The organism is Rhizobium sp. G187 (assembly GCF_051549525.1).
In the GTDB taxonomy this organism is placed as follows: domain Bacteria; phylum Pseudomonadota; class Alphaproteobacteria; order Rhizobiales; family Rhizobiaceae; genus Allorhizobium.
The window spans coordinates 166,476-190,711 of the sequence record NZ_JBPUGM010000006.1; the positions used below are offsets into that span (position 1 = coordinate 166,476).

A 24,236-nucleotide genomic window follows, 5' to 3' on the forward strand; every position below is an offset into this window, starting at 1 on the left:
TGTCCCCAGTAGAGGGATCCCACTCAGGCGTCCAGCGGCCGAAATCGCAAGGACGCTTTCAAGAACACCAAGGACAGAGGAAACCGTAATGTTCAAGATCGCCCTTCGCCCGCTCGCAATCACCGCCGCCCTTCTCGCTGGCACCGTATCCGCCTTCGCCGCCAATCCGATGGTCGGCGGTGGCGAAATGTTCGAAACCAAGAACATCGTCGAAAATGCCGTCAACTCGAAGGATCACACCACGCTGGTTGCTGCTGTCCAGGCCGCAGGCCTCGTTGAGACACTCCAGGGTGCAGGCCCGTTCACCGTCTTCGCGCCGACCAATGATGCCTTCGCCAAGCTTCCGGCTGGCACTGTCGACACGCTGCTGAAGCCTGAGAACAAGGCGCAGCTCACCAAGGTTCTGACCTGCCACGTCGTTGCCAAGAGCGTGATGGCAGAAGCCCTCGTCAAGATGATCGCCGATGACGGCGGTTCGCATGACGTCCCGACCGTCGGCGGCTGCACGCTGAAGGCAAAGGCCGCTGACGGCAAGGTCACCCTGACGGATGAGAACGGCGGCGTTTCGACCGTCACCATCGCTGACGTCAAGCAGTCGAACGGTGTCATCCACGTCGTCGACACGGTCATCCTGCCGAAGATGTAATGGAAACGGGCTCGAAAGCCCGGATGCTGGGGCGTTCTCAGTAAGCTACGGGAATGGCCCTGCATCACGCATATCGATGATGCAAAAAAAGCGCGCTCGGTGAGGAAATCACCGAGCGCGTTTTAGTCGAAACGCCTGTTTGTCACGAGGACTGGCCGACAGCCACTGAGATGGCAGCCCGCAAGTCCTCAAGGCCGTCACCTTTTTCCGACGAGGTCGACAGGACCTCAGGGAAGGCGGCAGGGTGCTTCTTGATCTTCTCAAGCGTTTCGGCAATCAGCCGCGGCACGCCGGCAACCTTGATCTTGTCGGTTTTGGTCAGTACGATCTGGTAGGACACCGCAGCCTTGTCGAGAAGCGTCAGCACCTCGTCGTCATTCTTCTTGATGCCGTGGCGGCTATCGATCAGAACGTAGACACGCTTCAGCGTAGAACGCCCCCGCAGATAATCGAAGACCAGCTTGGTCCAGGCATCGACCTGTTCCTTCGGTGCCTGCGCGTAGCCGTAGCCGGGCATGTCGACCAGAGCCATCGGTGGCAGGTCATCGCCCTGACCGGAATAGCCGTCGGGTACGAAGTAGTTGAGTTCCTGGGTACGGCCAGGCGTGTTGGACGTGCGCGCGAGCCCGTTCTGTCCAACCAAGGCATTGATCAATGACGACTTGCCGACATTCGAGCGACCGGCAAAAGCGACTTCCAGCGGTCCCTCGGGCGGCAGGAAGTCCATGGACGGCACGCCGCGGATGAAGATCCACGGACGAACAAACAACGGATGGTCACTTCTCTGATTTGGGTCGCGCATGGCTTGGCCTTTCGTAAGCCCGGTGGAATCCGGGTTTTAAGCCGGAAAGTCAAGCCGCAGCGCGGAAACGGTTGCGCCGCTCGGCCATGAAGTGGCTGATTAGGTAGGTAAACAGCGCCGCCATCACGATGCCGCCGCCAAGAAGAATGCGGGCGGATGGCACCTCGGCATGCAGCAGAACCATCCAGATTGGCGCCAGTATCATCTCCGTGGTGCCGAGCAGGGCTGCCAGCGCAGAGGGGATCATCCGCGCACCGGTCACGTAAAGCGCCATGCCAAGACCAAGATTCAGCGCGCCGAAGGCAAAGAGCAGCGCAAGGTCCTGCAGGCCCACTGCAAAGCTACCGGCCTGGGTTGCGGCAAAGAATGAGGCGATGAAACACCCGAGAGATGCCGCCGGTGTCATCCGGATGCCCGGGAAGCGTCTTGTCAGAACGGTCATGCCGGCAAAGGTAACGGCAATGGTCGCGGCAAGGGCGAGGCCAAGAGCCGACCCGCCCTCACCAATCGATGCAGAGACCATTACGGCAACGCCCGCGATCACCGCAGCGATGGATGTCCAGGTAAGCGGTGTGATCGGCTCGCCAAGCGCGATACGCGCCAGAAGCGCGGCAAACAGCGGAATCGACGCCATGAAGAGCACGACATTGGCAACGGGCGTCATGGTCACGGCCAGCACGAAGCAGGTCGATACAAGGGCGAAACCGGCAGCAATGGCCGCACCTGGCCACCCCATCGCCTGGAACAGCCGGACGGTGCCTCTGGGGCCGTCCCGCAGCAGCATGAAGGCCATCAGAAACAGGCCGGCGAACAGACAGCGCCAGAAGACGATGGTCCAGCCGTCGTCCACCCCGATGAACCGCTGTATGGCCCCGCCATAGCTCCAGGCAACGGCTGCGCCGAAGACAAGGGCGATGCCGATCCACGATCGGGCGGGGGAAGTGGCGCTGGGTGCAGTCATCGTCATGTTTACCGGATAAGAAAAAGCCCCGGCTTAATGCCGGGGCTGGGAGGGTCACTTCGTCTGCGCGGGTTTGCGCCTGAAGGTGTTCCGGATGTTTTTGAACAACTCGATCTCTACGCCGTGACGCTTCATGATCAGGGCCTGCTGCGTGATCGACAGGGTATTGTTCCAGGCCCAGTAGATAACGAGACCGGCCGGGAAGCTGCCGAGCATGAACGTGAAGATCACAGGCATCCAGTTGAACAGCATTGCCTGAGTCGGATCCGGCGGCGTCGGGTTCATGCGCATCTGCAGCCACATGGTGATCCCCATGATGATCGGCCAGACGCCAAGATGCAGGAAGGTCGGGGCTTCGAAGGGCAGAAGACCAAACAGGTTGATGAAGGTGGTCGGATCGGGCGCCGAAAGGTCCTGGATCCAGCCGAAGAACGGGGCATGGCGCATCTCGATGGTCACGTAGATGACCTTGTAGAGCGCGAAGAAGACCGGGATCTGCAGAAGGATCGGCCAGCAGCCGGCCACCGGATTGATCTTTTCTTCCTTGTAGAGCGCCATCATCGCCTGCTGCAGGCCCATGCGGTCGTCGGCATATTTCGCCTTCAACTCCTCAAGCTTCGGCTGCACGCGCTTCATGTTGGCCATGGACGCATACTGCTTGCTGGCCAAGGGGAAGAACAGGGCCTTGACGACGATCGTTGTCAATAGGATGGCCACGCCGAAGTTGCCGACGAGATGGTAGAAGTAGTCCATCATCTTGAACATCGGCTTGGTGAAGAAATAGAACCAGCCCCAGTCGATCATCAGGTCGAACTTCGGAATGCCGAGGCTTTCCTCGTAGCCGCCGATGACGGGAACCTGCTTGGCACCGGCAAAGAGAAGTGTCTTGACCGAGGCGCTCTGGCCGGCCGCGATGCTCACAGCGTCATTCTTGTAGTCGGCCTGATAGCGCGATTGACCGTCAGTGAAGTGCGAGAAGCGCGATTCATACGGAAGGGTCTGCTGCGGAATAAGCGACGCCGCCCAGTACTTGTCGGTGATCCCGAGCCAGCCGCCGGTGGCGGATGCATGGGTCACGTTCTCATCTTCGATATCTTTGTACTTCTGCTCGGTCAGGCTGCCGTCCGCGCCGATGACGCCGAGGAAGCCTTCATGGAGCACGAAGATCGAAGGTGTGGTGGGCTTGTTGTAGCGCGTGATGCGGCCGTAGGGCGCCACGCTTGCAGAAGCGGTTCCGTTGTTCTGGATCTTGTCTTCGATCGTGAACATGTAGTGTTCGTCGACGGAGATGGTGCGGGCAAAGGTCAGGCCGGCTTCATTGGTGAAAGTCAGCGTCACCGGCGTCGTTTCGGTCAGCTTGGCGCCTGCCGGGGCCGTCCAGATCGTGTTCGGACCGGGAACCGTGCCAGCATTGTCTCCGGCAATGAAGCCGAGTTCAGCGAAATAGGCGTCGGCAGTGTTGGCCGGATTGAACAGCGTCACGATCGGGCTGTTTGGATCAACGGTCTCGCGATACTGCTTGAGCTTGAGCTCGTCAAAGCGAGCGCCAGCAAGATTGATCGAGCCGACCAGATCCTGCGTCTCAATGGCCACGCGCGGCGCGCTCGGAGCAGCGGCCTCAGCATTCGGGGCCGCGGCCCCGGCGGGAAGCGTGCCTTCCACGGTCGCGGCCGGGCTCGTTGCCGCCTGCTGTTCGGTCTGCGCCTGCTGCTGGGCGACCTGAGCTTCCTGGGCGCGGCGTTCCGCTTCGATGCGCGGGTTCATGTAGAAGAACTGCCAGGCAAGGACGATCAGCACCGATAGGCCGATCGCGATGAAATAGTTGCGATTGTTCTGCATCACTCTTTCCTGGAACCGGTCTTCTGCGGTCGACCGTTGTTGGTCTGGCGGTTTTCAATGCGGTGAACGAGCTGTTTGGACAACTGTTCGAACGGCGCTTCGAGCACCTCGCGCCGGGCGACAATGACATAGTCGTGTCCCGGCTTCATTGCAAACGCTGCATTCAGTCGCACTGCTTCTTTCAGCCTGCGACGCATGCGGTTGCGTTCCACTGCATTGCCGTGTTTTTTGGTAACTGTGAAGCCCACGCGGGGCTGCGCATCATCTTTGCGATCGAGAACCTCGAGAAGGAAGAGTCGACCCTTGCGCGCTTCGCCGTGTCTCACGGCGAGAAACTGGGGCCGGCGTTTCAGCCGGCCGACAGATGTCTTGTTGTCTTGGGACGTCATGCGCCCGTCATCTCGTCGGGCGCATCGGCCCTTAGGCCGAAAGCTTCGCGCGACCGCGACCGCGGCGAGCGTTGAGGACCTGACGGCCACCCTTGGTTGCCATGCGCGCACGAAAGCCGTGGCGACGCTTGCGAACAAGCTTGGAAGGTTGGAAAGTACGCTTCGACATTTATTTAATACCGCGGTGTGCGGCCCTTCTTGGGTTTGCAACGAATTGCAAGAGCGTTGGATTTGTCGCACGGCTCTGCGGCGCTTGGCCTTAACCGAACGTGCGCGGCTTATAGTGGCGGGTTTCGAAAGAGTCAATCATACCCGACGCTGTCGAGTATAGCGCGAGGCCTCTGTGGCCCGACCATTGAGCGAAAAGAGCGCAGCTTCCTTGCAAACCGCAGTCTTCGGGGAGAAAGCCGGCGCGCAAAAGCTCCTCCGGGTAGCAGATATGACAAGCAAGGGAGTGAGGTCGGCGCCGTTATAGTTAAGGATTGAGTGTATTCTCCCACTATCATTTTAGGGGTCTCTCAGGGGTGAGAGCCTGCAAGGGGAGAGTTCGTATCGTGAAAGTCAGCGGCAAGATCTATACGCTGGTCGGCATACTCGGGGCAGCCTCGATCATTATCGGCGCCATGGGAATCTTCGTCACCTACCAATACAGTGTGAAATCCCAGGCGCTGCATCAGATTTCGCAGCGTACCTATCTCGGTGAGCATCTCAATCGCCTGGTTACGGCAGTGGTGATGGAGGCCCGAGGCATTTATGCGGCGGCCTCGACTGAAAAATCCAAGCCATTTGCGGAAAGCATCGGCAAGAATCTGGATAAGATGGATGCAGCGCTTGCGAAGTGGCGTCCGCTTGTTCCGCAAAGCCAGAGCGCTGGGTTCGAGGCCATGGTGCAAAGGGCATCCGAATTCCGAAACTTCCGAAGCGAGACGGCTCGTTTAGGCGTCGAGGTTGGCCCCGCCGAGGCGAATGCTCAGGGCAATACGGATGCCAACCGTGCGAACCGCAAGGCCTTCCAGGCTGAAATCGATGCCATCGTCGAGATCGACAAGGCTGAGCTCGAGACATTGACTGCAAGCCTTGCAAGCTTTGAGCAATTGATGCTGACGATGATCTCAGGTGTAACCATCGTCGCGCTCGCCATCGGCGCGGGTCTCGGTATTCACATTGGTGTCAATCACCTCAGCGTCCCGATCCGTCGGGTAACGGAATCGATGAATGCGATTGCCGCCGGCAACTATGATGCCGAGATCCCCTATCATGGCCGGGCTGACGAAATTGGCGAAATGGCCGCTGCGGTTGCGGTCTTCAAGGAGAATGGGTTGTCCGTCCAGCGCCTGAATGCGCAGGAAACCGCGATGCGCGCCAAGAGCGATGACCTCCAGTCAAGCATGGCCTCTGTTGTCAGCGCTGCCGCAGCCGGTGATTTCTCCCGTCGCATCGACAAGGATTATGAAGACGCGAACCTCAATCGCTTCGCCGCAACAATCAATGAACTGCTCATTTCCGTCGAGACCGGCGTCTCCGAGACCAATCGTGTGCTGACAAGTCTGGCCGCAAACGACCTGACCCAGCAGATGAGCGGCAATTTCCGGGGGGTCTTTGCTGAGCTGCAATCCAATGTGAACAGCTCGATCGGCCGTCTGCGTCAGATGATGTCAGATATCAGGGGGAGGACCGACCTGATCAATGGCAGCACCGGCGAAATGACGTCCGCGACCAACGATCTGTCGCGTCGCACAGAACAGCAGGCTGCCGCCCTTGAAGAGACGTCGGCCGCCCTTGATCAGATCACGACGGTCGTCCGCCAGTCCAGTGAGCGGGCTCAGGAAGCCAGTCACATGGTGACGGAAGCCAAGCAGAGTGCGGCCCAATCTGCCATCGTCGTCAACGAAGCCGTTGATGCCATGGGCCGGATCGAGCAGGCTTCGCGTGAAATCTCGCAGATCATCAATGTGATCGACGAGATCGCCTTCCAGACGAACCTGTTGGCGCTGAATGCGGGTGTTGAGGCAGCCCGCGCCGGTGAGGCGGGCAAGGGTTTTGCAGTCGTTGCCCAGGAAGTGCGGGAACTTGCACAGCGTTCGGCGAATGCCGCGAAAGACATCAAGGCCCTGATCACCAAGTCGGGCGACGAAGTGGCAGGCGGCGTCAAGCTCGTCCAGCGTACCGGCGAAACTCTGTCGGAGATCGAAACGCGGGTACTGCAGATCAATGATCATATCCACTCGATCGCGTCTGCGGCTCAGGAGCAGGCCACTGGGCTTGTGGAAGTGAACACCGCCATCGCCCAGATGGATCAGGTTACGCAGAAGAATGCCGCCATGGTTGAGGAAACATCCGCATCCACCCACAAGCTTTCGGCCGAGGCGAGCAATCTTGCGAGCATCGTATCCCAGTTCCGTCTGGGCAATGAGGGCGCTGCGCCGCAGCCTGTTGGCGCCCATTCGGGCCACAAGCCTGCTGCCTCTCCGGCGCGCCAGATGATGGGATCCGTCGCTCGAGCGTTCGGCGGTTCGTCACGCGCCACGGCCACCGCTGCCAAGGCGGAAAGCTGGGAAGAACTCTGATCCAGAGTATTCAAGTAAAAAAGAAGGGCCGCAGCATCCGATGCCGCGGCCTTTTCGTTTACATGAACAAAGTTTCATGTTTGCGGCGGTCTTGCGCATGGTCAAGACTTTCGCACTGCACTAGAGTCATGTCTCAGAGGGACGGCGTCCCTAAAAAGGATGAAACACGGCAAGGAAAGAGGCGGCATGCTCGACCCGCAGGACAACGAGATGCAGTCTGGACTATCCGAAGGCTATCAGATGCCGCCGCGCATTCGTGGGCTTTCGGGCAAGTTGCTATGGCTGACGATCGCTTTTGTCATGCTTGCCGAAATTCTAATCTTCGCCCCATCCATTGCGACCATGCGGCTTCGCTGGCTTGAAGATCGGCTGAACACGGCCGCTGCCGCTGCCGTCGTCATCGATGGCCTTCAACCGCTCGAGCTTCCCCGTCATGTACAGGATGACACGCTGGCCAGCACGGGAACGCAGGCGATCGTGTTGCGGAAGGAAGGAACGTCACGCCTGCTGGCCGTCGCTGAAATCCCCAGTGAAGTAGACGCGGCCTTCGATCTTGCCGATTATTCCGGCCTTCAGTCGGTCCGGGATGCGTTCTACACCCTGTTCTTCGGTGGTGATCGCATGCTGCGCGTCTATGGTCCGGTTGCGGATAGCGACATGATCATTGAGATCGTCATGCAGGAGTACGGGCTTCGCAAGGCGATGCTCGGATATTCCCGGAACATCCTAGTTATCTCTCTGGCGATTTCCGTCATCACGGGCCTGCTGTTGTTCCTCGCCATCAATCGGACCATGGTCGTGCCGGTACGCCGACTTGCCCGAAGCATGCAGGCATTCGCGGAAAACCCGCAGGATCCGGCCGGCATCCTGCCAACGAGCGAAGGTCGCGATGAGGTGGCGGTGGCCGGGCGACACTTGGCCCGCATGCAGGACCAGCTGCAGAAAACCCTTCGTCAGCAAAAGACATTGGCCGATCTTGGCCTCGCCGTCTCAAAGATCAATCACGACATGCGCAATATCCTCGCATCGGCGCAGCTGATGTCCGACCGGCTCGTCGATGTGGAGGATCCTTTGGTCAAGAGTTTTGCGCCGAAACTGCTGCGTACCATCGATCGAGCGGTCGGCTACACCAACGAAGTGCTTGCCTATGGCCAGACGGCCGAAGCCGCCCCGCGCCGTCGCCGTTTTCCCCTTGTCGATGTGTGTCGCGAGGTTCGCGAGCTATTGCATCTAACGCCAGACAGCCGGATCGAGTTCGTCGAACTGGTTGCTGCTGATGTCGAGATCGATGCTGACAGCGAGCAGATGTTCCGCATTGTTCACAACATCTGCCGCAACGCCATGCAGGCATTGTCGACATTCGTGCCGGAAGACCCCGAACATCCGAGACGAATCACCGTATCCGCACAGCGCACCGGATCGGTGGTCTCCATCACCATCGACGACACAGGTCCGGGCATGCCGCGAAAGGCGCGGGAGAACCTTTTCCTCGCCTTCCGGGGCTCGGCGCGCTCCGGGGGCACCGGTCTCGGCCTTGCCATCGCCAGAGAACTGGTAATCGCCCATGGCGGAACGATTGCGCTTGTGGAAAAGCCCGGTGCCGGCACGATGTTCAGGGTCGAAATCCCTGACAGGCCAGTCGCTCTGGATGATTTTCGCGCCCGCGCTTGAGGGCGCATCCAGCCTCTACGCCGAGGTTTGTGAAATCAAAATGACTCTTTTTTCGGAAAGGTGCTTGCAATCCTGATCGGCACGCTTTAGAGGATCGCCACACGCCGACGACAGGTCGGCACGGCACGCACCCGTAGCTCAGCTGGATAGAGCACCAGACTACGAATCTGGGGGTCAGGAGTTCGAATCTCTTCGGGTGCGCCATTCTCCTCTCTGAAATCACGATTGTTTTGCAAGTCTTCGCTATGTCAGCGTAGATCGATAAACTTTGACGGAATGTCTGCAGTGATCGGTAACCGCGTCTCCTAACTCGAACAAAAGCTTTCCCTGATAGACCTGTGCCTCGAAGGCCTGATGGCCCGTTTGCACAATGAGGGAATGTAATGGCGCTTTCTGTCTGGACCGATCAGCAGGTTATCGACCAACTCAATTCCGGTTCACGCTGGTCCGGCTCAACGATCACCTATTCGTTCCCGACTGTGGTCACGGCCATGGCCCGCTATTCAAGCGAAAACGGCTTCACCGCACTCAATTCGACGCAGCAGGCGCAGGCTGAGCTTTCCCTGATGCTTTGGGACGATGTGATTGCATCCTCCATCCAGAAGGTCGCGGCTGGAACGACCTCAACATCGTCCAACATCGAATTTGGCAATGCCACCTCGGGCGTGAGTTATGCGCATGCCTATTTCCCAACGGTCGGCAGTGTTTGGTTCAACAGCGCTTACAATTCCAGTCAGGGCACCAATGACCTGATGACGCCGAAGATCGGTTCGCACGGTTTCCTCACCTTTGTTCACGAGATCGGCCATGCGCTCGGTCTGGAGCATATGGGCGAATACAACGGCAGTGCCGATACCCCGTCGTCTTATCAGGACTCGACTGTCTATTCTGTCATGTCCTATTTTGGTCCCTCCTGGGGTGGTGGCGCCTCGAACGGCGAGGGCCAGGTTGCCTGGGCGGATTGGGTCGGCGCCGATGGTAGGCTCTATGCGCCCCAGACACCGATGATGAATGACATCATGGCTATGCAGACCATGTATGGTGTCGACACCACGACACGCACTGGCGACACGGTCTACGGCTTCCAGTCTAACATCAGCGGTGCCACGGCTGCCATCTACAACTTCGCCCAGAACCTCAATCCGATCATCTGCATCTGGGACGCCAGCGGCATCGACACGCTGAACCTGTCGGGCTGGAGCACCGCGAGCACCGTCGATCTGGCGCCCGGATCTTTCTCCTCCGCCAACAGCATGACCATGAACATCTCGATTGCCCGCGGTGCGTGGATCGAGAATGCGGTTACCGGCAATGGCAACGACTCCGTCCAGGGCAACTCTGCCAACAACGCCATCACCACGAATGGTGGCAATGACGTGATCGCGGCTCTTGGTGGCAATGACAGCATCGCCGCTGGCGCCGGCAATGACACTGTTGATGGTGGTGATGGCACTGACGCGGTCTTCTTCAATGACATCTGGTCAAACATTACCTGGACATACTCTGTCGCCACGGCAACCTTCACCTTCATGGGTGCCCTGATCGGACGCGATACGATCTTCGCAGTCGAGCGCTTCATCGACTCGATGAATGTCGAGCGTTCGGTCGCTTCACTGATCGATCCGTCCTATCTGCCGGCACAGGTCTCTGTCGCAACGGCGCAGGCGCAGGTTCAGGAGGGTACGGGAACCGCAACCGCCGTGACCTTTACCGTCTCTCTCAGCAAGGCGGCAGCCGCTGGCGAAACCGTGTCCTGGCAGGTCGCAGGCACGGGAACCAATGCGGCGAGCAGCAGTGATTTCTCAGGTCCGATGTCCGGCACGGTCACCTTTGCAGCCGGCGAAACATCCAAGCTGGTCACGATCTATGTGGCGGCAGACTCGACATTCGAAGGCAACGAGACCTTCAAGCTGACCTTGTCTGCGCCGTCGTCCGGTCTGGTGCTGGATGCCGCAACTGCCGTCGTAACCGTCGTCAACGATGATGCCCAGACCACTCCCGTCCTTCTGCGCGGCACGGCCCGCGCGGACGCCCTCTCGGGTGGAGAGATGATGGATCGCATTGAGGGCGGCAAGGGTAATGACACCCTGTCCGGTAATGCCGGCAACGACATTCTCGTGGGTGAGGCTGGCAATGACGTACTCTACGGAGGCGCTGACAACGACACTCTGAGTGGCGGTGCTGGAAATGACGTCATGCACGGTGGCATCGGTGCTGACCGTATGGACGGCGGCGCGGGTAACGACACTTACTATGTCGACAACGTCGAGGACGTTTTGATCGAAACGCGCACCGGCGGCACGGACACTGCCAGAACCACGCTGGCCAGCCTCAGTCTCGCGGCTTGGGTTGAAAACCTTGTCTATGACGGTTCGAGCGATTTTGCCGGCTACGGCAATGAGCTTGCCAACACGCTGACCGGCGGTGCCGCAAACGACCTCTTGTCTGGCGGTGCCGGCAACGATCGCCTGATCGGTGGCCTCGGCAATGACACTTTGATCGGGGGCACAGGCACCGACCGTCTGGAAGGTGGTGCTGGCAACGATCTCTATATCGTGGACCACGTCAAAGATGCAGTGGTCGAGGCGGGTGGCGCCGGTATCGACACGATCCAGACGTCGCTTGTTTCCTACAAGCTGGGCAACAACGTTGAAAACCTGTCCTATTCCGGTTCTTCGAGCTTCGCCGGCACGGGCAATGCCTTGGATAATGTCATGACTGGCGGCGCCGGTAACGACCGTCTCGACGGCGGCCTCGGTAATGATCGCCTTCATGGCCTCGGCGGTAACGATACGCTGATCGGCGGGACCGGTAATGATTGGCTGGCAGGGGGCCTTGGCAACGATACACTGACCGGTGGTGCCGGTGCCGACAGGTTCTTCTTTGCCGAAACCGGTGCAGGCAATGCCGATCAGATCATGGATTTCGATGTGAACGCTGATCGCATCGTGCTGGATGATCTCGTCTTTTCCGAAATCGACCTCGGAGCATTGCTGGAATCGGCCTTTGGCACCGGCAGTCAGGCGACCACGGCTGATCAGCGCATTCTGCATGATCAGGCATCAGGCGCGCTCTACTATGATGCTGATGGCAACGGCGCGGCAGCCGCTGTAATCTTTGCACATGTCCGCACAGGTGTGTTGCTTGAGGCAGAACACTTCACGGTAGAGCACGCATAAATCAGCGGTTTCTCAGTTAACCTTTTCTTACAGTTCATGCTGCATGTGCGAATAAGATCTTGGTGATACGGCCGGTGTGTTATATCACATACAATGTATCGGACATGGCAGCGATCTTGCATTGCAAGAACTGCTGATCGCGTCTGGTGCATGGTGAAAACAAGCTGTCCCATCTGAGGGGATACGCGGCGAGCACGTCGGATTGATCACATGAGATGGAAACGCACACTGCAGCTTCTTGACGTTCACGCCGAGGGCGAGATCGGCAAGGTCGCGGTTGGGGGTGTCCCGAAAATCCCCGGTGATACGATTGCGGACCAGCTCTTCTGGCTCAATACGGATCCGAAAGGCGAAGAATTGAGGCGGATGCTGGTATTGGAGCCGCGTGGAGCTCCGATCGGTTCGGTCAATCTCCTTCTGCCGCCGCGCCATCCCGACGCTGATGCGGCCTTTGTCATCCTGCAGCCTGATCAGGCCCATGCTAGTTCCGGCTCGAATTCGATCTGCGTCACGACGGCCCTTCTCGAAAGCGGCATGGTCGAGATGAAGGAGCCGGAAACCGTGGTCGTGCTGGAAACGGCAGCGGGCCTCGTGAGGGCAAAGGCCACCTGCCACGACGGGCGGTGCGAACGCGTCGAACTCACCATGGTGCCGTCTTTCGTCCATGAGCTTGATGTGGTGCTGGACACCGAAGCCTTCGGCCAGATTACTTTCGATCTCAGCTATGGCGGTATCTTCTATGCCCTCGTCGATGTTGCCCAGGTCGGGCTGACAATCGACAAGGCCAATGCGCGTGCTCTCGTTGAGGCCGGCATGATCCTCAAGGAAGAAATCAACCGCCGGATCAATGTTGTCCATCCCGAGATCCCGGCAATCTCTGGCGTGGCCTATGTCATGTTCCGCGATATCGATCCCGATGGGGCGATCCGCACCTGCACCACCATGTGGCCAGGTCGTGTTGATCGCTCGCCCTGCGGCACCGGCAATTCGGCAAACCTTGCTGCCTTACATGCTAGAGGGCAGATCGCCGTTGGAGAAATGCGGCTGTCACGTTCGATCATCGGTTCGGAGTTTCAGGTCGGTCTGTCCGGGCTCACGGAGGTCGCTGGCCGGCCAGCCGTCATCCCGACGATCAGCGGGCGGGGCTTCACGTTCGGGCTTCATCAGGTCGCTTTGGACCCGTTCGATCCGTTTGAACGTGGTTTTTCACTGACAGATGTGTGGGGACCGTCTTCCGGGTCTATCGGATGACCGCTTCGCCTTAATACTGCCACGATGCACAAACTCTTGTAAAAACAGTTAAACTACTGGCAGTCGAAACAAAAATTCATGGTCGGTTGTTTGTCGCCTCGGGGCGGCGGCGCTGACGAACTGTGTCCAACGGGCTCGATACAGGCCCAACGAACAAGTATTGTACAGATGAAACCACAACCTCTGCCAGGCTCTGGCTTGACCTCAGTTCACATCATTCCGCCGACCTTGCGCGGTTGCGCTATCTTTTCCGCTCTGTCGCCGGAAGAGGACCGTGAATGGCTTACGCGGTGTCACTCCCGCACGCTGTCAGCCGGCGAAAGTCTCGTCGATTTCGAAGACATGTCGAAGGATGTGTTTGTGGTCCAGTCGGGTGAGATCCGTGCCGTACTGCGCTTCACTGTCGGCAAGGAAGCAATCCTGGGCTCGTTCAAGCGGGGCGATGTGCTTGGTGAGCAGGCGGCAATCGACGATCTCGCACGTTCAGCCAGTCTCATGGCAGTGAATGACTCCACCGTGACCGTCATTCCCTACGCAGTCTTCCACGATATTCTGAGACAACGTCCGGACGTGTCGCTGTCGCTGATGCAGCTCCTGTCCCGTCGTATCCGCGCGATGAACGACCGGCTGTCCGAACTCTCGTTCCTCGACACCAAGCATCGCCTCTACAACACGCTCTTGCGTCTCTCGCGGGTGCGCAATGACGGCGGCCGCGAGCGCATTATCTCGCCACCGCTGGTTCATGCGGAACTGGCAGAGCACATTGGCTCGAGCCGCGAGACGGTGTCGCGTGAAATGTCGCGCCTGGCACGCGAGGAGCTGGTCGAGCGCACCAACAGGGCCATCATCCTGAAGAACCCGCTGGAACTTTCCCGCCGCATCTCGCGCGCCCTTGAGGGTTGATCCAAAAGAGGATCCGCCGGGGTCAAGCCGGCGGATAGATGACGCCTTTGCGCAGAATGACATTGGCATAAAGCTTCGGCTCGCCCGTCTGCACGATTGTATGGGCTGCCTTCACGCGCATGTAGAAATCCTGCCCAACCAGCGGCGTGACGGCAACCTTTGGCTCGTGCATCCCGCAGCAGTCGATGATCTGCTGATGGATCGGGTCGATCTGCTCCGGCTTGCCGCCGACCGTCGATCGAAAGATTGCCTCAGGTACGAAGTCGTCGATTGGCAGGACGCTCAGCACTGCATTGAGAACAGGAATCAAATGGTGCCCGTCGAGCCGAACTAGGCGCCGGGCGTGTTCCAGCCCCGGGTAGTTTCCGTCCACGATAGCAATCTCGTCGCCGTGTCCCATGGCGCGCAAGGTCGAGAGAAGCTCGGGCGAGAGTAGCGGGTCAATGGCCTTCAGCATGCTTGGTATCCTTGAATAGCACTGTTTGGTCTATGAGGTAGCGGTCGAAGATCGGGAGGCTGGCGCCTCCGATGGCGCGCGCTTGCGCACCCACTTCGCCTTCAACGATGTCGGGCATCACGACGCCCTGCAGGTCCAGCCGGTTCACGGCTGCGATCGTGGCAGCCACGAGGCGCCGTCGAACCCAATCGGGGAAGCCGCCTTCAATGATGGCGGCGGCAAAGTCGATGATCGATGCGGCAGCAATCACAGCTTGGGCGAGGGCTGCTGCCGTATCTTGTATCCACAATTCCAAGGGTTCGCCGAAATCAATCCAGCTTTCAGCCTGATACCACAAGGGCTGCGGGTCTATGCCGCGCTCGCGCAGCAGGTTTTCGAGAACGAAGATCGAGGCGATGTCGAGCAGCTGCCGTGTCTCGCCATGCTTGTCGCGGACGGGCAGGGGGCCGATGGCACCGGCTGTTCCGGTGCGCCCGACAAAAAGCGCGGAATTGACCACGATGCCGCCGCCGATGAACGAACCGATGTAGAAATAGACGAAATCCGGGTAGCGCTGGCCAGCGCCGAACACCAACTCCGCACCGCAGGCGCTGGTCGCGTCATTTCTGAGATAAACAGGGTAGGTGGTGCGCGCCTGCACCTCTGCCTGCAAGTCAACACTGCGCCAGATGTCCATTGCACCTTCGGGGGCTCCGACCTCTTCCGCCCAGTTCCACAGTTCGAACGGAGCCGCGATGCCAACGCCGGCGATATGGCTACGTTCAGCCTCGCCCATCGAGGCCTCGAGCTCGGCGATCCCCTCACAGATGAAGGGAAGAAGGTGGTGCGGATGGGGAAACGGATAGGTCTGATGTCTCTGCTCGCGGATCTGCCCGAGGAAATCCATCAGGACGAGATCCGCGCTGCGCCGACCAATTTTGACGCCGAAAGAAAAGACCGCATCCGGATTGATCGACATGGGAACGGACGGCTGTCCGACGCGTCCGCGGATCGGCTCGCCGCGCAAAAGGAGTTGCTCGCTCTCCAACGCACGCATGATGACGGAAACGGTTTGCGCGGAAAGCCCTGTCATGCGGGTAATGTCAGCCTTGGAGCAGCCGGGATGCTGACGGACAAGCGAAAGCACGAGTCGCTCGTTGTAGGCGCGCACGCGCACCTGGTTGGAGCCGCCGCCGGCGCTCACCCGCAGTGGCTGTTCGGCCGCATGTGCAAGGTCGTCATGTACCAATTGGGTCGCTCCTCCCGACCGCCTTTCCAGTCTCGAAAAGGCAATACCACAATGTCACAGCCGATTATTAATTCAACTGGATTTATTTATTGACAGACGAAATATTCTGATGTTCTAACTGTGCTCGTGGAGGAGCGGGTCCGACAGGATCCGGATCGGATTGCGAGGCTCGCGATCCGTGCCGACACGTTGCGGCCGGAGGAGCTGGCCGAACCATCTCGGGAGGATACCAAATGAAGAAATCTCTGATCACCGCCGCCCTGTCGACCCTCGCTCTGGGCGTCGTCTTCGCTGCTCCGGTCCAGGCTGCCGACGTTTCGGCCTGCCTCATCACCAAGACCGATACCAACCCCTTCTTTGTCAAGATGAAGGAAGGCGCGACCGCCAAGGCCGCCGAACTCGGCGTTAACCTGAAGGCCTATGCCGGCAAGGTCGATGGCGACCATGATAGCCAGGTTGCAGCTATCGAATCCTGCATCGCTGACGGCGCCAAGGGCATCCTGATCGCCGCTTCCGACACCAAGGCCATCGTTGACCAGGTCAAGAAGGCCCAGGAAGCCGGCCTGCTCGTGATCGCTCTCGACACGCCGCTCGATCCGGCAACTGCTGCCGACGCCACCTTCGCCACCGACAACCTGCTTGCCGGTAAGCTGATCGGTCAGTGGGCTGCAGCCACCCTCGGCGACAAGGCCAAGGACGCCAAGATCGGCTTCCTCGACCTCGTCCCGTCGCAGCCGACCGTTGACGTACTGCGCGACCAGGGCTTCATGATCGGCTTCGGCATCGACCCGAAGGACCCGAACAAGATCGGTGACGAAGACGATGCGCGCATCGTCGGCCACGACGTGACCAACGGCAACGAAGAAGGCGGCCGCAAGGCCATGGAAAACCTTCTCCAGAAGGATCCTGATATCAACGTCATCCACACCATCAACGAACCGGCCGCTGTCGGCGCCTACCAGGCTCTCAAGGCAGTCGGCAAGGAAAACGATGTTCTGATCGTCTCCGTCGACGGCGGTTGCCCGGGCGTCAAGGCGGTTGCTGATGGCCAGATCGGCGCCACCTCACAGCAGTATCCGCTGCTGATGGCATCGCTCGGCGTGGAAGCGATCAAGAAGTTCGCTGAGACCGGTGAAAAGCCGAAGCCGACCGAAGGCAAGGACTTCTTCGACACCGGCGTCGCCCTCGTCACCGACAAGCCGGCTGCCGGCGTCGAATCGATCAGCGTCAAGGAAGGCACGGACAAGTGCTGGGGTTGATCCCCGGCGCTTGATGGCGGACCACCAAGGATCGGGGCGGCTTTGGCCGCCCCGTGTCGATACGTGCCCGGCGACCGGCGCGAGAAACACATCGGGAGGAGAGTTAGATGGCGGGAGCCCAGGAATTCGAGAAGGTGCTGACCCAGAGTGACACGAGCGTGGCTGCCTTTGAGGACCGCTCCACTCTGCGCAAGATACAGCACTTTCTACACTCAACGCCGGCGGCTGTGCCACTGATCGTTCTCGTGATGTCGATCATCATCTTCGGCATGACGATTGGCGGCAAGTTCTTCTCAAGCTACACGCTGACGCTTATTCTCCAGCAGATTGCCGTCGTCGGCATTCTCGGCGCGGCCCAGACGCTGGTCATTCTGACCGCCGGCATCGATCTCTCGATCGGTGTTGTGATGGTCATCTCGGCTGTCGTAATGGGCAACTGCGCCATCAACTACGGTATTCCGTCCGGTATTTCGGTGATGATCGGCCTGGCTGTTGGCGGACTGTGTGGTCTGCTCAACGGTGTGCTCGTTGCGAAGGTCAAGCTTCCGCCCTTCATCGTGACGCTGGGCACCTGGTACATCGTCATGGCCACCAATTTCATCTACTCGGCCAACGAGACGCTGCGTGATGCCGACGTAGAGGCGATCGCGCCTTTCCTCCAGGTCTTCGGCGAAAGCTTCAAAGTCGGCAAGGCCGTGTTCACCCTCGGCGTCGTCTTCATGCTGCTTCTGGTATTCGGGCTCTGGTACGCACTCAACCACACGGCCTGGGGCCGCCACCTCTATGCGGTGGGCGACGATCCCGAGGCGGCTGAACTCGCCGGCATCCGCACCGACCGCGTTCTGCTCGGCACCTACACGCTTGCCGGTGTCATCGCAGGCCTGGCCGCCTGGGTCTCGATCGGCCGCAATGGCTCGATCTCGCCGTCTGCTGCGGTGACGGATTACAATCTTCAGGCCATCACCGCAGCGGTGGTCGGCGGCATCTCGCTCTTCGGCGGACGCGGCTCGATCCTCGGGACACTCTTCGGTGCCCTCATCGTCGGCGTGGTCTCCATGGGGCTCAACATGCTCGGTGCCGATCCGCAATGGAAGGTGCTCCTGACGGGCGTGCTGATCATCGCCGCCGTCGCAATCGACCAGTGGATCAGAAAGGTAGCAGGCTGATGACCCAGGAACCCATTCTCACCGCCCGTGGCCTGGTCAAGCGTTACGGCCGTGTCACCGCCCTCGACAATGCAGACTTCGACCTCTATCCGGGCGAAATCCTCGCCGTCATCGGCGACAACGGTGCCGGCAAGTCCTCGTTGATCAAGGCGATCTCTGGCGCGGTCACGCCGGATGAAGGCGAGATCAAGCTCGAAGGCAAGACGATCAACTTCCGTTCGCCGATCGAGGCGCGCAGGGCTGGCATCGAGACCGTGTACCAGAACCTTGCGTTGTCGCCGGCGCTCTCGATCGCCGACAACATGTTCCTCGGTCGCGAAATCCGCAAGCCGGGCGTTATGGGCTCCGTCTTCCGCAAGCTCGACCGTCCGGCGATGGAGAAGTTTGCTCGCGACAAGTTGTCAGAACTCGGTCTGATGACCATCCAGAACATCAACCAGGCGGTGGAGACGCTTTCGGGCGGGCAGCGTCAGGGTGTGGCGGTTGCCCGGGCTGCAGCCTTTGGGTCCAAGGTCATCATCCTCGATGAGCCGACGGCAGCCCTCGGCGTCAAGGAGAGCCGCAAGGTTCTGGAACTGATCCTCGACGTGCGTTCGCGCGGCATGCCGATTGTCCTGATTTCGCACAACATGCCGCATGTCTTCGAAGTGGCGGACCGTATCCATGTCCATCGTCTCGGCAAGCGCCTCTGCGTCATCAACCCGAAGGACTACACCATGTCCGACGCGGTCGCTTTCATGACCGGTGCGCGCGCAGCGCCCGATGCGGATATCGCTGCGTGAACCGCGACTTGGACATACTGGTTGACGAGATCGAAAGGCGGGCGCTGAAGGGCGCCCGCTGTGTCGTGGGGGTGGCGGGACCACCGGGTGCCGGCAAATCCACACTCGCAGACCGTCTTCATGAGGCATTGTCCACACGCGGGCATCGAAGTGCCGTCTTGCCCATGGATGGGTTCCACCTCGACAATGCCATCCTTGAACAACGAGGCCAGCTTGCTCGTAAGGGAGCGCCCGAGACGTTCGACGTGCGGGGTTTGAGCGCCGTGCTGCGCGCCGTGCGTGAGGGGGGCGAAGTCTTCGTTCCCGTATTCGACAGATCTCGGGAGCTTGCGATCTGTGCAGCGCGTTGCATCGCGCCGGATGTCGATATCATCATTGCCGAAGGCAACTATCTCTTGTTGGCACAGGGCAACTGGGCGGGCATCGCTGATAACTTCGATCTGACGGTCATGGTTGCGCCACCGATTGAAGAATTGGAGCGCCGATTGATTGAGCGTTGGCGCTTTTACGGGCTGTCACCGGAAGCAATCACGGCAAAAGTGGTGGGCAATGATCTGCCAAATGGCCGTCTGGTGATCGAGCAAAGCCAGAAGGCTGATTTCGTGCTTGAAGGCTTCTAATGCGCGTATGGCGCGAAAAACAACGGTCCAGAAATTCAGAAAATCTAATAAAGAATCACGATAGATAAAATTCTATCAGTCCGTTTCAGCCAATCTCAGCCTCTTACTGGTACACATCCTCCATCAAAAGTTAACTGCCGCATGGAAACTCGGCGGCGAGACCGAACAGTTGATGTCGAGGAAACAAGCTCATGGGCATTCTGATTGTCGAGGACAATCCTACCAACGCAATGATCATCAAGCATCTTGCGAAGAAGGTAACGGACGAGGAAATCCAGGTGGCGAATGACGGGGCGTCCGCGCTCGCCTTGTGCCATACGCAAGTTTTCTCGATGTTGATCGTTGATCATCTTCTGCCGGGCATGTCGGGCCTCCAGCTCATCAAGGCCATTCGGCTGATGGACCGCTATGCCCATGTTCCAGTCGTCATGATCACCGCCGAAACCGAACCGCGTCTGAAGGAAGAAGCGTCCGCAGCCGGTGTGACGGATTTCCTGAACAAGCCGGTCGAAGCCGTCGCATTTCGTCAATTGCTCAACGCACATCTCGGCGCCGCCGGGGGCGTGCAAAAATACGCTTAAGGAGCGCCTCATGTCTCGATCTAGTGCATCGCATGTGAAGTCCATAGCCCTTGCAGTCGTAATGAGTGCCGGCGTTGTTTTCCCGGCTCTGGCGCTGGATGCCCCGACGGGTCCTGTCGTTCTGACTGTTCAGGGCGAAATCAGCGAGACCAATGTCGGCGATACCGCACAGTTCGATCTTGCCATGCTGGAGAAGCTGGCCGGTCGTGAAGCCAAGATGGAAACACCGTGGACCAAGGGTGTCGTCACCTTCAAGGGCCCCTTGCTGAAATCAGTCCTGGAGGCAGTGGGTGCGACAGGCTCGCAGCTGAAGGTCCGCGCCATCAACGACTACGCCGCCGATGTGCCGGCGGAAGACGCCGAGATGGCGACGATGCTTGCGACCCATCTCGACGGCAAGCTGATGTCCGTCCGCGACAAGGGCCCGCTGATGCTGGTTTATCCCTTTGATCAGGATAAGGGCCTCCTAAACGAGAAATACTTTGCCCGCTCGGTTTGGCAGATCAAGGCAATTGAGGTTGGCCAGTGATTGCAGTGGGCGCAATGCTTCGAAAGACCAAGGATCGGGGCGGTATAGCCCTGGTTCTGCAGATCGTCTCGTCCGTTCTCCTGGCGGTCTTGATCCTGCTGGTCATCGACATTGCCCGCCAATACAAGATTCTTGAAGATGGCGTTCGCGAGAACGCCATCTGGTCCGTATACCAGCTCGACCGTGAGGTCCGGCAGATTAACCACTCGCTTGCTCGGCTGAGCGGCAGGGAAGCGACGCCGGACGCTCTCAACGAGCTCTCGCTGCGCTACGACATCATCTACTCCCGCATCAACCTGATCGACCAGACGAAGTTTGGCGCCTATTTCAGTGAAGACGGAAAGGTCCGGAACTTCATCGATCAGGTGGGGAATGTTATCTACGGTCATCAAAACCTGTTTGATGCTTATGCCGCGGGACAAACGCCGTCGGTTGCGCAATTGGGCGAGCTTGAGCATTCGCTCACAGGGCTCGGGCGCGTGACCGATGAGTTTCTTCTTTACACCAACATGCGCGTCAGCAACGAACGCGCCGATCTTGCGACCCACATCCAGCGCCTGGAGCGAACCTCTGCGGTCATGCTCGGCCTGCTGATGATCTCGGTCATCTTCCTCGTGATCACACTGAACAGGCAGCTCCGCTCGGTTCGCAAAGCCAGCCGTGAACTGCAGGACATGGCGACCAAGCTTACTGAGGCGTATGAAGCCGCAGATGCAGGCAACCGCACGAAGTCGCAGTTCATGGCGACGATGGGGCATGAGATCCGGACGCCGCTGAATGCCATCCTTGGAATGTCGGAACTGCTGGAACTGACCGAGCTTCCGGACGAGGCTCTTTCAAGCGTCAAGACTATCCGGACGTCGGGTGAAGCCCTGCTCGAAATCATCAACGAGATCCTCGATTTTTCCAAGATCGAGCATGGCAAGCTCGAGATCGAGGAACGCGTATTCGAGATCGAAAGCCTGGCGGAAACCACGGCGAGCATCATTCGCGGTCGCGCCGACGAGCATGGCAACGCGATCATTCTCGATCTGCCCGACTCCCTGCGTCAGCTCTATGTGAAGACAGACCCGACCCGCCTGCGCCAAGTTCTGCTCAACCTGCTGTCCAATGCGGTCAAATTCACCGACCAGGGAACCGTCACGCTGCGTCTGCGAGACTTCTATCGCGAAGGTAAGTTGATGATCCGCTTCGAGGTCGAAGACACCGGTATTGGCATCGACGAGGCTGGTCTCGACAAGCTCTTCAAACCCTTCTCGCAGGTCGATGCTTCGATCAGCCGTCGCTATGGCGGTACCGGACTGGGTCTGACGATCTGCAAGCAGATCGTGGAGAAGCTCGGCGGTGAACTGGGCATGAGCTCGACCGTCGGCGTGGGAAGCATCTTCTGGTTCGAACTTCCCGTGACCGTGGCCGAGCGTCAGGAAAATGCCGCAGCTGCAGCGCGTGCGGGGATGGACGCGCCTTTGAAACGCAGCCGGATCCTGCTGGTCGAGGACAACAAGGTGAACCAGATCGTCGCCTGCCGGTTCCTTGCCCTGCTCGGACAGGATGTCGTCGTGGCCAATGACGGTGCCGAAGCTGTGTCTATCGCGCGCGAAAACAAGTTCGACGTGATCCTCATGGACATGCAGATGCCTGTGATGGATGGCATTGAATCGACCCGCCGTATCATTGCAGAAGGCGGCCCCTCAGCGGCGACGCCGATCATCGCGATGACTGCCAACGCGTCCGACGACGATCGGCGGAAATGCCTGGAAGCGGGGATGACGGGGTTCGAGTCAAAACCGGTCACCATGGATCGATTGAAGAAAATGATTGCCAAGGCCACGACCGGTCGAACCGACCGTCCCGTATCTCAAACTGTGACCGAACAGAGTGTCTTTATGGAATTGCCGCACCCCGATGTCTCCAATGTCTTGCCGATCGACGGGCTTCCGGGTCTTGGCATCGAAGGTCTGGACGACGCCCGATATACCGAGCTCGTCGATGCCCTCGGTGCCGATGTCTTCCAGGAGCTCGTCATATCCTTCTTTGATGATGCGACGGACCTGCTCGAAGAACTGAAGGCGGCACTGGCCGGTAAGGACGCTGAGCGGATCGACCGGGCACTGCACACCATCAAAGGCGCGGCCTATAACGTCGGCTTGAACGATCTGGCTGTAAAGGCGAATGCTCTGCGGAGCCCGCTTCCTGGACCTGCAGACATTGAAACGCTGGGCGAGGAAATCCGCGCCCTTAAATTCAAGCTTGTTGCTTGAGCACGGAGAAAGTCACCATGCGTATTCTGTTGGTCGATGACAACGGCACGAACCTCAAGCTGCTGACCAAACTGGTCGGAAAACTCGACAATTGCGAGGCCTTGCCCTTCTCAAGCCCGGATGCGGTGCTGTCAGCATTGCCCGATCTCGAATTCGACATTGCCATCATCGACTACCAGATGCCGGTCTATAACGGTGTCGAACTCTATACGGAGATCGTGCGCTTCGACAAATACGCGCAGATCCCTGTGATCTTCATCACTGCCGACAAGGATATGACGACCCGTATGGCGGCGCTCGATGCCGGTGCGATTGATTTTCTGACCAAGCCGATCGACCCGGTCGAATTCCACGCCCGCATGCACAACATTGTCAGTCTCGCACGCGCCCGTCGCCAATTGGCCGACCAGGCGGAATGGCTGAGGCGGGAAGTGGAGCGTGCCGTTGGCGAGTTGCGCGAGCGCGAGCAGGAAATCATCTACCGGCTGACGCTGGCCGCAAACTACAAGGATCCGGATGTGGCCCGCCACACGATCAGGGTCGCGGCCTATTCCGAGGCAATCGCTATCGAGCTTGGCCTGCCGTCGCAGTTCTGCCATGACATGAAGCTGGCAGCGCCCATGCATGATGTCGGCAAGGTCGCGATGCCGGATACGGTCCTGCTCAAGCAGGGCCGTTTGACGGAAGCGGAGTTCCGCCAGATGCAGGCCCACGCGCAGATCGGCAGCGAAATTCTCGGTCGCTCCCATTCTTCCCTGCTTCAGCTTGCTTCTGAAATTGCGGTCAGCCATCACGAACGCTGGGACGGGCAGGGATATCCGAACCGCTTGGCAGGTACCGCTATTCCGCTATCAGGGCGTATTGTCTGCATTGCGGATAACTTCGATGCGCTGACCACGGAGCGTCCCTACAAGCCGGCATGGACTTTCGAGCGTACGGTAGAACACATCCTGGGAAGGGCCGGCACGCAGTTTGATCCGGAATGTGTCGCCGCATTCAGCCGTGCATTGCCGCGCATCCGGCTCATCATGGAGCAGGACCGCCGTGAGCAAGCGGAAGAGGCGGCGAAGGCGATGAAAACTGCGGGTGACCGGGTGGCCTGATGGCCTTTGATCGCATCGGTGAACATGCTAAGGCCGGTCGAA

The 24,236-nt window shown here is 59.2% G+C and carries 21 protein-coding genes and 1 tRNA gene; 15 read left to right on the forward strand and 7 right to left on the reverse strand.

Annotation, left to right across the window (positions count from 1 at the left end):
- The first annotated feature begins 88 nt into the window (after positions 1-88).
- Positions 89-646 (forward strand): fasciclin domain-containing protein, encoded by a 558-nt coding sequence (locus tag ACSV9I_RS17755; protein ID WP_054156236.1) that lies wholly within the window; start codon positions 89-91, stop codon positions 644-646.
- Positions 647-788: 142 nt separating this feature from the next.
- Here ACSV9I_RS17755 and yihA read toward each other — a convergent pair whose 3' ends face one another.
- The 5 genes from yihA to rpmH are packed head-to-tail and all read right to left on the reverse strand — an operon-like array spanning position 789 to position 4,806.
- Complete coding sequence (gene yihA, locus ACSV9I_RS17760) at positions 789-1,448, reverse strand: ribosome biogenesis GTP-binding protein YihA/YsxC (protein ID WP_438330152.1); 660 nt, start codon at positions 1,446-1,448, stop codon at positions 789-791.
- Between the two features lie 49 nt (positions 1,449-1,497).
- Positions 1,498-2,409: a DMT family transporter gene (locus ACSV9I_RS17765; RefSeq protein ID WP_438330153.1), complete on the reverse strand. Its 912-nt coding sequence runs from the start codon at positions 2,407-2,409 to the stop codon at positions 1,498-1,500.
- A 54-nt stretch (positions 2,410-2,463) separates the two neighbouring features.
- Positions 2,464-4,248 (reverse strand): membrane protein insertase YidC, encoded by a 1,785-nt coding sequence (gene yidC, locus ACSV9I_RS17770; protein WP_438330154.1) that lies wholly within the window; start codon positions 4,246-4,248, stop codon positions 2,464-2,466.
- Positions 4,248-4,637 carry a ribonuclease P protein component gene (rnpA, locus tag ACSV9I_RS17775; protein ID WP_054156233.1) on the reverse strand — a complete coding sequence of 130 codons (390 nt, stop codon included), beginning with the start codon at positions 4,635-4,637 and terminating at the stop codon, positions 4,248-4,250. Before rnpA ends, yidC begins: the two co-directional genes overlap by 1 nt.
- A 31-nt stretch (positions 4,638-4,668) precedes the next feature.
- Complete coding sequence (gene rpmH / locus ACSV9I_RS17780; RefSeq protein ID WP_054156232.1) at positions 4,669-4,806, reverse strand: 50S ribosomal protein L34; 138 nt, start codon at positions 4,804-4,806, stop codon at positions 4,669-4,671.
- Positions 4,807-5,191: 385 nt separating this feature from the next.
- Here rpmH and ACSV9I_RS17785 point away from each other — a divergent pair, with 385 nt between their 5' ends.
- From ACSV9I_RS17785 to ACSV9I_RS17810, 6 genes are all read left to right on the forward strand, one after another.
- Positions 5,192-7,204, forward strand: coding sequence for a methyl-accepting chemotaxis protein (locus ACSV9I_RS17785; RefSeq protein ID WP_438330155.1), 2,013 nt, complete (start codon positions 5,192-5,194; stop codon positions 7,202-7,204).
- Between the two features lie 210 nt (positions 7,205-7,414).
- On the forward strand, positions 7,415-8,875 hold the full coding sequence (locus ACSV9I_RS17790) for an ATP-binding protein (RefSeq protein ID WP_438330239.1): 1,461 nt from the start codon (positions 7,415-7,417) through the stop codon (positions 8,873-8,875).
- Positions 8,876-9,002: 127 nt separating this feature from the next.
- Positions 9,003-9,079, forward strand: a tRNA-Arg gene (locus ACSV9I_RS17795).
- A 179-nt stretch (positions 9,080-9,258) separates the two neighbouring features.
- On the forward strand, positions 9,259-12,054 hold the full coding sequence (locus tag ACSV9I_RS17800; RefSeq protein WP_438330156.1) for a M10 family metallopeptidase: 2,796 nt from the start codon (positions 9,259-9,261) through the stop codon (positions 12,052-12,054).
- A 210-nt stretch (positions 12,055-12,264) separates the two neighbouring features.
- Positions 12,265-13,305 (forward strand): proline racemase family protein, encoded by a 1,041-nt coding sequence (locus ACSV9I_RS17805; RefSeq protein WP_054156229.1) that lies wholly within the window; start codon positions 12,265-12,267, stop codon positions 13,303-13,305.
- Between the two features lie 198 nt (positions 13,306-13,503).
- Positions 13,504-14,208, forward strand: coding sequence for a Crp/Fnr family transcriptional regulator (locus tag ACSV9I_RS17810; protein ID WP_245281349.1), 705 nt, complete (start codon positions 13,504-13,506; stop codon positions 14,206-14,208).
- A 22-nt stretch (positions 14,209-14,230) separates the two neighbouring features.
- Here ACSV9I_RS17810 and ACSV9I_RS17815 read toward each other — a convergent pair whose 3' ends face one another.
- Positions 14,231-14,665, reverse strand: coding sequence for an RbsD/FucU family protein (locus ACSV9I_RS17815; RefSeq protein WP_438330157.1), 435 nt, complete (start codon positions 14,663-14,665; stop codon positions 14,231-14,233).
- On the reverse strand, positions 14,649-15,893 hold the full coding sequence (locus tag ACSV9I_RS17820) for an ROK family transcriptional regulator (protein WP_054156226.1): 1,245 nt from the start codon (positions 15,891-15,893) through the stop codon (positions 14,649-14,651). Before ACSV9I_RS17820 ends, ACSV9I_RS17815 begins: the two co-directional genes overlap by 17 nt.
- A gap of 233 nt (positions 15,894-16,126) precedes the next feature.
- Between ACSV9I_RS17820 and ACSV9I_RS17825 the strand changes: the two genes are divergently transcribed.
- The 8 genes from ACSV9I_RS17825 (at position 16,127) to ACSV9I_RS17860 (ending at position 24,194) form a co-directional block, all read left to right on the forward strand.
- Positions 16,127-17,152 carry a sugar ABC transporter substrate-binding protein gene (locus ACSV9I_RS17825; RefSeq protein ID WP_438330158.1) on the forward strand — a complete coding sequence of 342 codons (1,026 nt, stop codon included), beginning with the start codon at positions 16,127-16,129 and terminating at the stop codon, positions 17,150-17,152.
- A gap of 107 nt (positions 17,153-17,259) precedes the next feature.
- Positions 17,260-18,318: an ABC transporter permease gene (locus ACSV9I_RS17830; RefSeq protein ID WP_054156224.1), complete on the forward strand. Its 1,059-nt coding sequence runs from the start codon at positions 17,260-17,262 to the stop codon at positions 18,316-18,318.
- Complete coding sequence (locus ACSV9I_RS17835; RefSeq protein WP_054156223.1) at positions 18,318-19,100, forward strand: ATP-binding cassette domain-containing protein; 783 nt, start codon at positions 18,318-18,320, stop codon at positions 19,098-19,100. The genes ACSV9I_RS17830 and ACSV9I_RS17835 overlap by 1 nt, the downstream gene beginning before the upstream one ends.
- Positions 19,097-19,720 (forward strand): nucleoside triphosphate hydrolase, encoded by a 624-nt coding sequence (locus ACSV9I_RS17840; protein WP_438330159.1) that lies wholly within the window; start codon positions 19,097-19,099, stop codon positions 19,718-19,720. Before ACSV9I_RS17835 ends, ACSV9I_RS17840 begins: the two co-directional genes overlap by 4 nt.
- A 191-nt stretch (positions 19,721-19,911) precedes the next feature.
- Positions 19,912-20,301 carry a response regulator gene (locus ACSV9I_RS17845; RefSeq protein ID WP_438330160.1) on the forward strand — a complete coding sequence of 130 codons (390 nt, stop codon included), beginning with the start codon at positions 19,912-19,914 and terminating at the stop codon, positions 20,299-20,301.
- A gap of 10 nt (positions 20,302-20,311) precedes the next feature.
- Positions 20,312-20,830, forward strand: coding sequence for a molybdopterin-dependent oxidoreductase (locus ACSV9I_RS17850; RefSeq protein ID WP_054156422.1), 519 nt, complete (start codon positions 20,312-20,314; stop codon positions 20,828-20,830).
- A gap of 14 nt (positions 20,831-20,844) precedes the next feature.
- Positions 20,845-23,091 (forward strand): ATP-binding protein, encoded by a 2,247-nt coding sequence (locus ACSV9I_RS17855; protein ID WP_438330161.1) that lies wholly within the window; start codon positions 20,845-20,847, stop codon positions 23,089-23,091.
- Between the two features lie 17 nt (positions 23,092-23,108).
- Positions 23,109-24,194: an HD domain-containing phosphohydrolase gene (locus ACSV9I_RS17860; protein WP_054156220.1), complete on the forward strand. Its 1,086-nt coding sequence runs from the start codon at positions 23,109-23,111 to the stop codon at positions 24,192-24,194.
- The last annotated feature ends 42 nt before the right edge of the window (positions 24,195-24,236 follow it).

What these genes read in the sequence shown, in the direction of transcription:
- ACSV9I_RS17860 (WP_054156220.1), top strand. Translation starts at nt 23,109, where the DNA reads ATGCGTATTCTGTTGGTCGATGACAACGGCACGAACCTCAAGCTGCTG.
- ACSV9I_RS17845 (WP_438330160.1), top strand. Translation starts at nt 19,912, where the DNA reads ATGGGCATTCTGATTGTCGAGGACAATCCTACCAACGCAATGATCATC.
- ACSV9I_RS17855 (WP_438330161.1), top strand. Translation starts at nt 20,845, where the DNA reads ATGCTTCGAAAGACCAAGGATCGGGGCGGTATAGCCCTGGTTCTGCAG.
- ACSV9I_RS17755 (WP_054156236.1), top strand. Translation starts at nt 89, where the DNA reads ATGTTCAAGATCGCCCTTCGCCCGCTCGCAATCACCGCCGCCCTTCTC.
- rpmH (WP_054156232.1), bottom strand. Translation starts at nt 4,806, where the DNA reads ATGTCGAAGCGTACTTTCCAACCTTCCAAGCTTGTTCGCAAGCGTCGC.
- ACSV9I_RS17850 (WP_054156422.1), top strand. Translation starts at nt 20,312, where the DNA reads ATGTCTCGATCTAGTGCATCGCATGTGAAGTCCATAGCCCTTGCAGTC.
- ACSV9I_RS17765 (WP_438330153.1), bottom strand. Translation starts at nt 2,409, where the DNA reads ATGACTGCACCCAGCGCCACTTCCCCCGCCCGATCGTGGATCGGCATC.
- ACSV9I_RS17830 (WP_054156224.1), top strand. Translation starts at nt 17,260, where the DNA reads ATGGCGGGAGCCCAGGAATTCGAGAAGGTGCTGACCCAGAGTGACACG.
- ACSV9I_RS17790 (WP_438330239.1), top strand. Translation starts at nt 7,415, where the DNA reads ATGCAGTCTGGACTATCCGAAGGCTATCAGATGCCGCCGCGCATTCGT.
- ACSV9I_RS17805 (WP_054156229.1), top strand. Translation starts at nt 12,265, where the DNA reads ATGAGATGGAAACGCACACTGCAGCTTCTTGACGTTCACGCCGAGGGC.
- rnpA (WP_054156233.1), bottom strand. Translation starts at nt 4,637, where the DNA reads ATGACGTCCCAAGACAACAAGACATCTGTCGGCCGGCTGAAACGCCGG.
- ACSV9I_RS17835 (WP_054156223.1), top strand. Translation starts at nt 18,318, where the DNA reads ATGACCCAGGAACCCATTCTCACCGCCCGTGGCCTGGTCAAGCGTTAC.
- yihA (WP_438330152.1), bottom strand. Translation starts at nt 1,448, where the DNA reads ATGCGCGACCCAAATCAGAGAAGTGACCATCCGTTGTTTGTTCGTCCG.
- ACSV9I_RS17825 (WP_438330158.1), top strand. Translation starts at nt 16,127, where the DNA reads ATGAAGAAATCTCTGATCACCGCCGCCCTGTCGACCCTCGCTCTGGGC.
- ACSV9I_RS17815 (WP_438330157.1), bottom strand. Translation starts at nt 14,665, where the DNA reads ATGCTGAAGGCCATTGACCCGCTACTCTCGCCCGAGCTTCTCTCGACC.
- ACSV9I_RS17800 (WP_438330156.1), top strand. Translation starts at nt 9,259, where the DNA reads ATGGCGCTTTCTGTCTGGACCGATCAGCAGGTTATCGACCAACTCAAT.
- yidC (WP_438330154.1), bottom strand. Translation starts at nt 4,248, where the DNA reads ATGCAGAACAATCGCAACTATTTCATCGCGATCGGCCTATCGGTGCTG.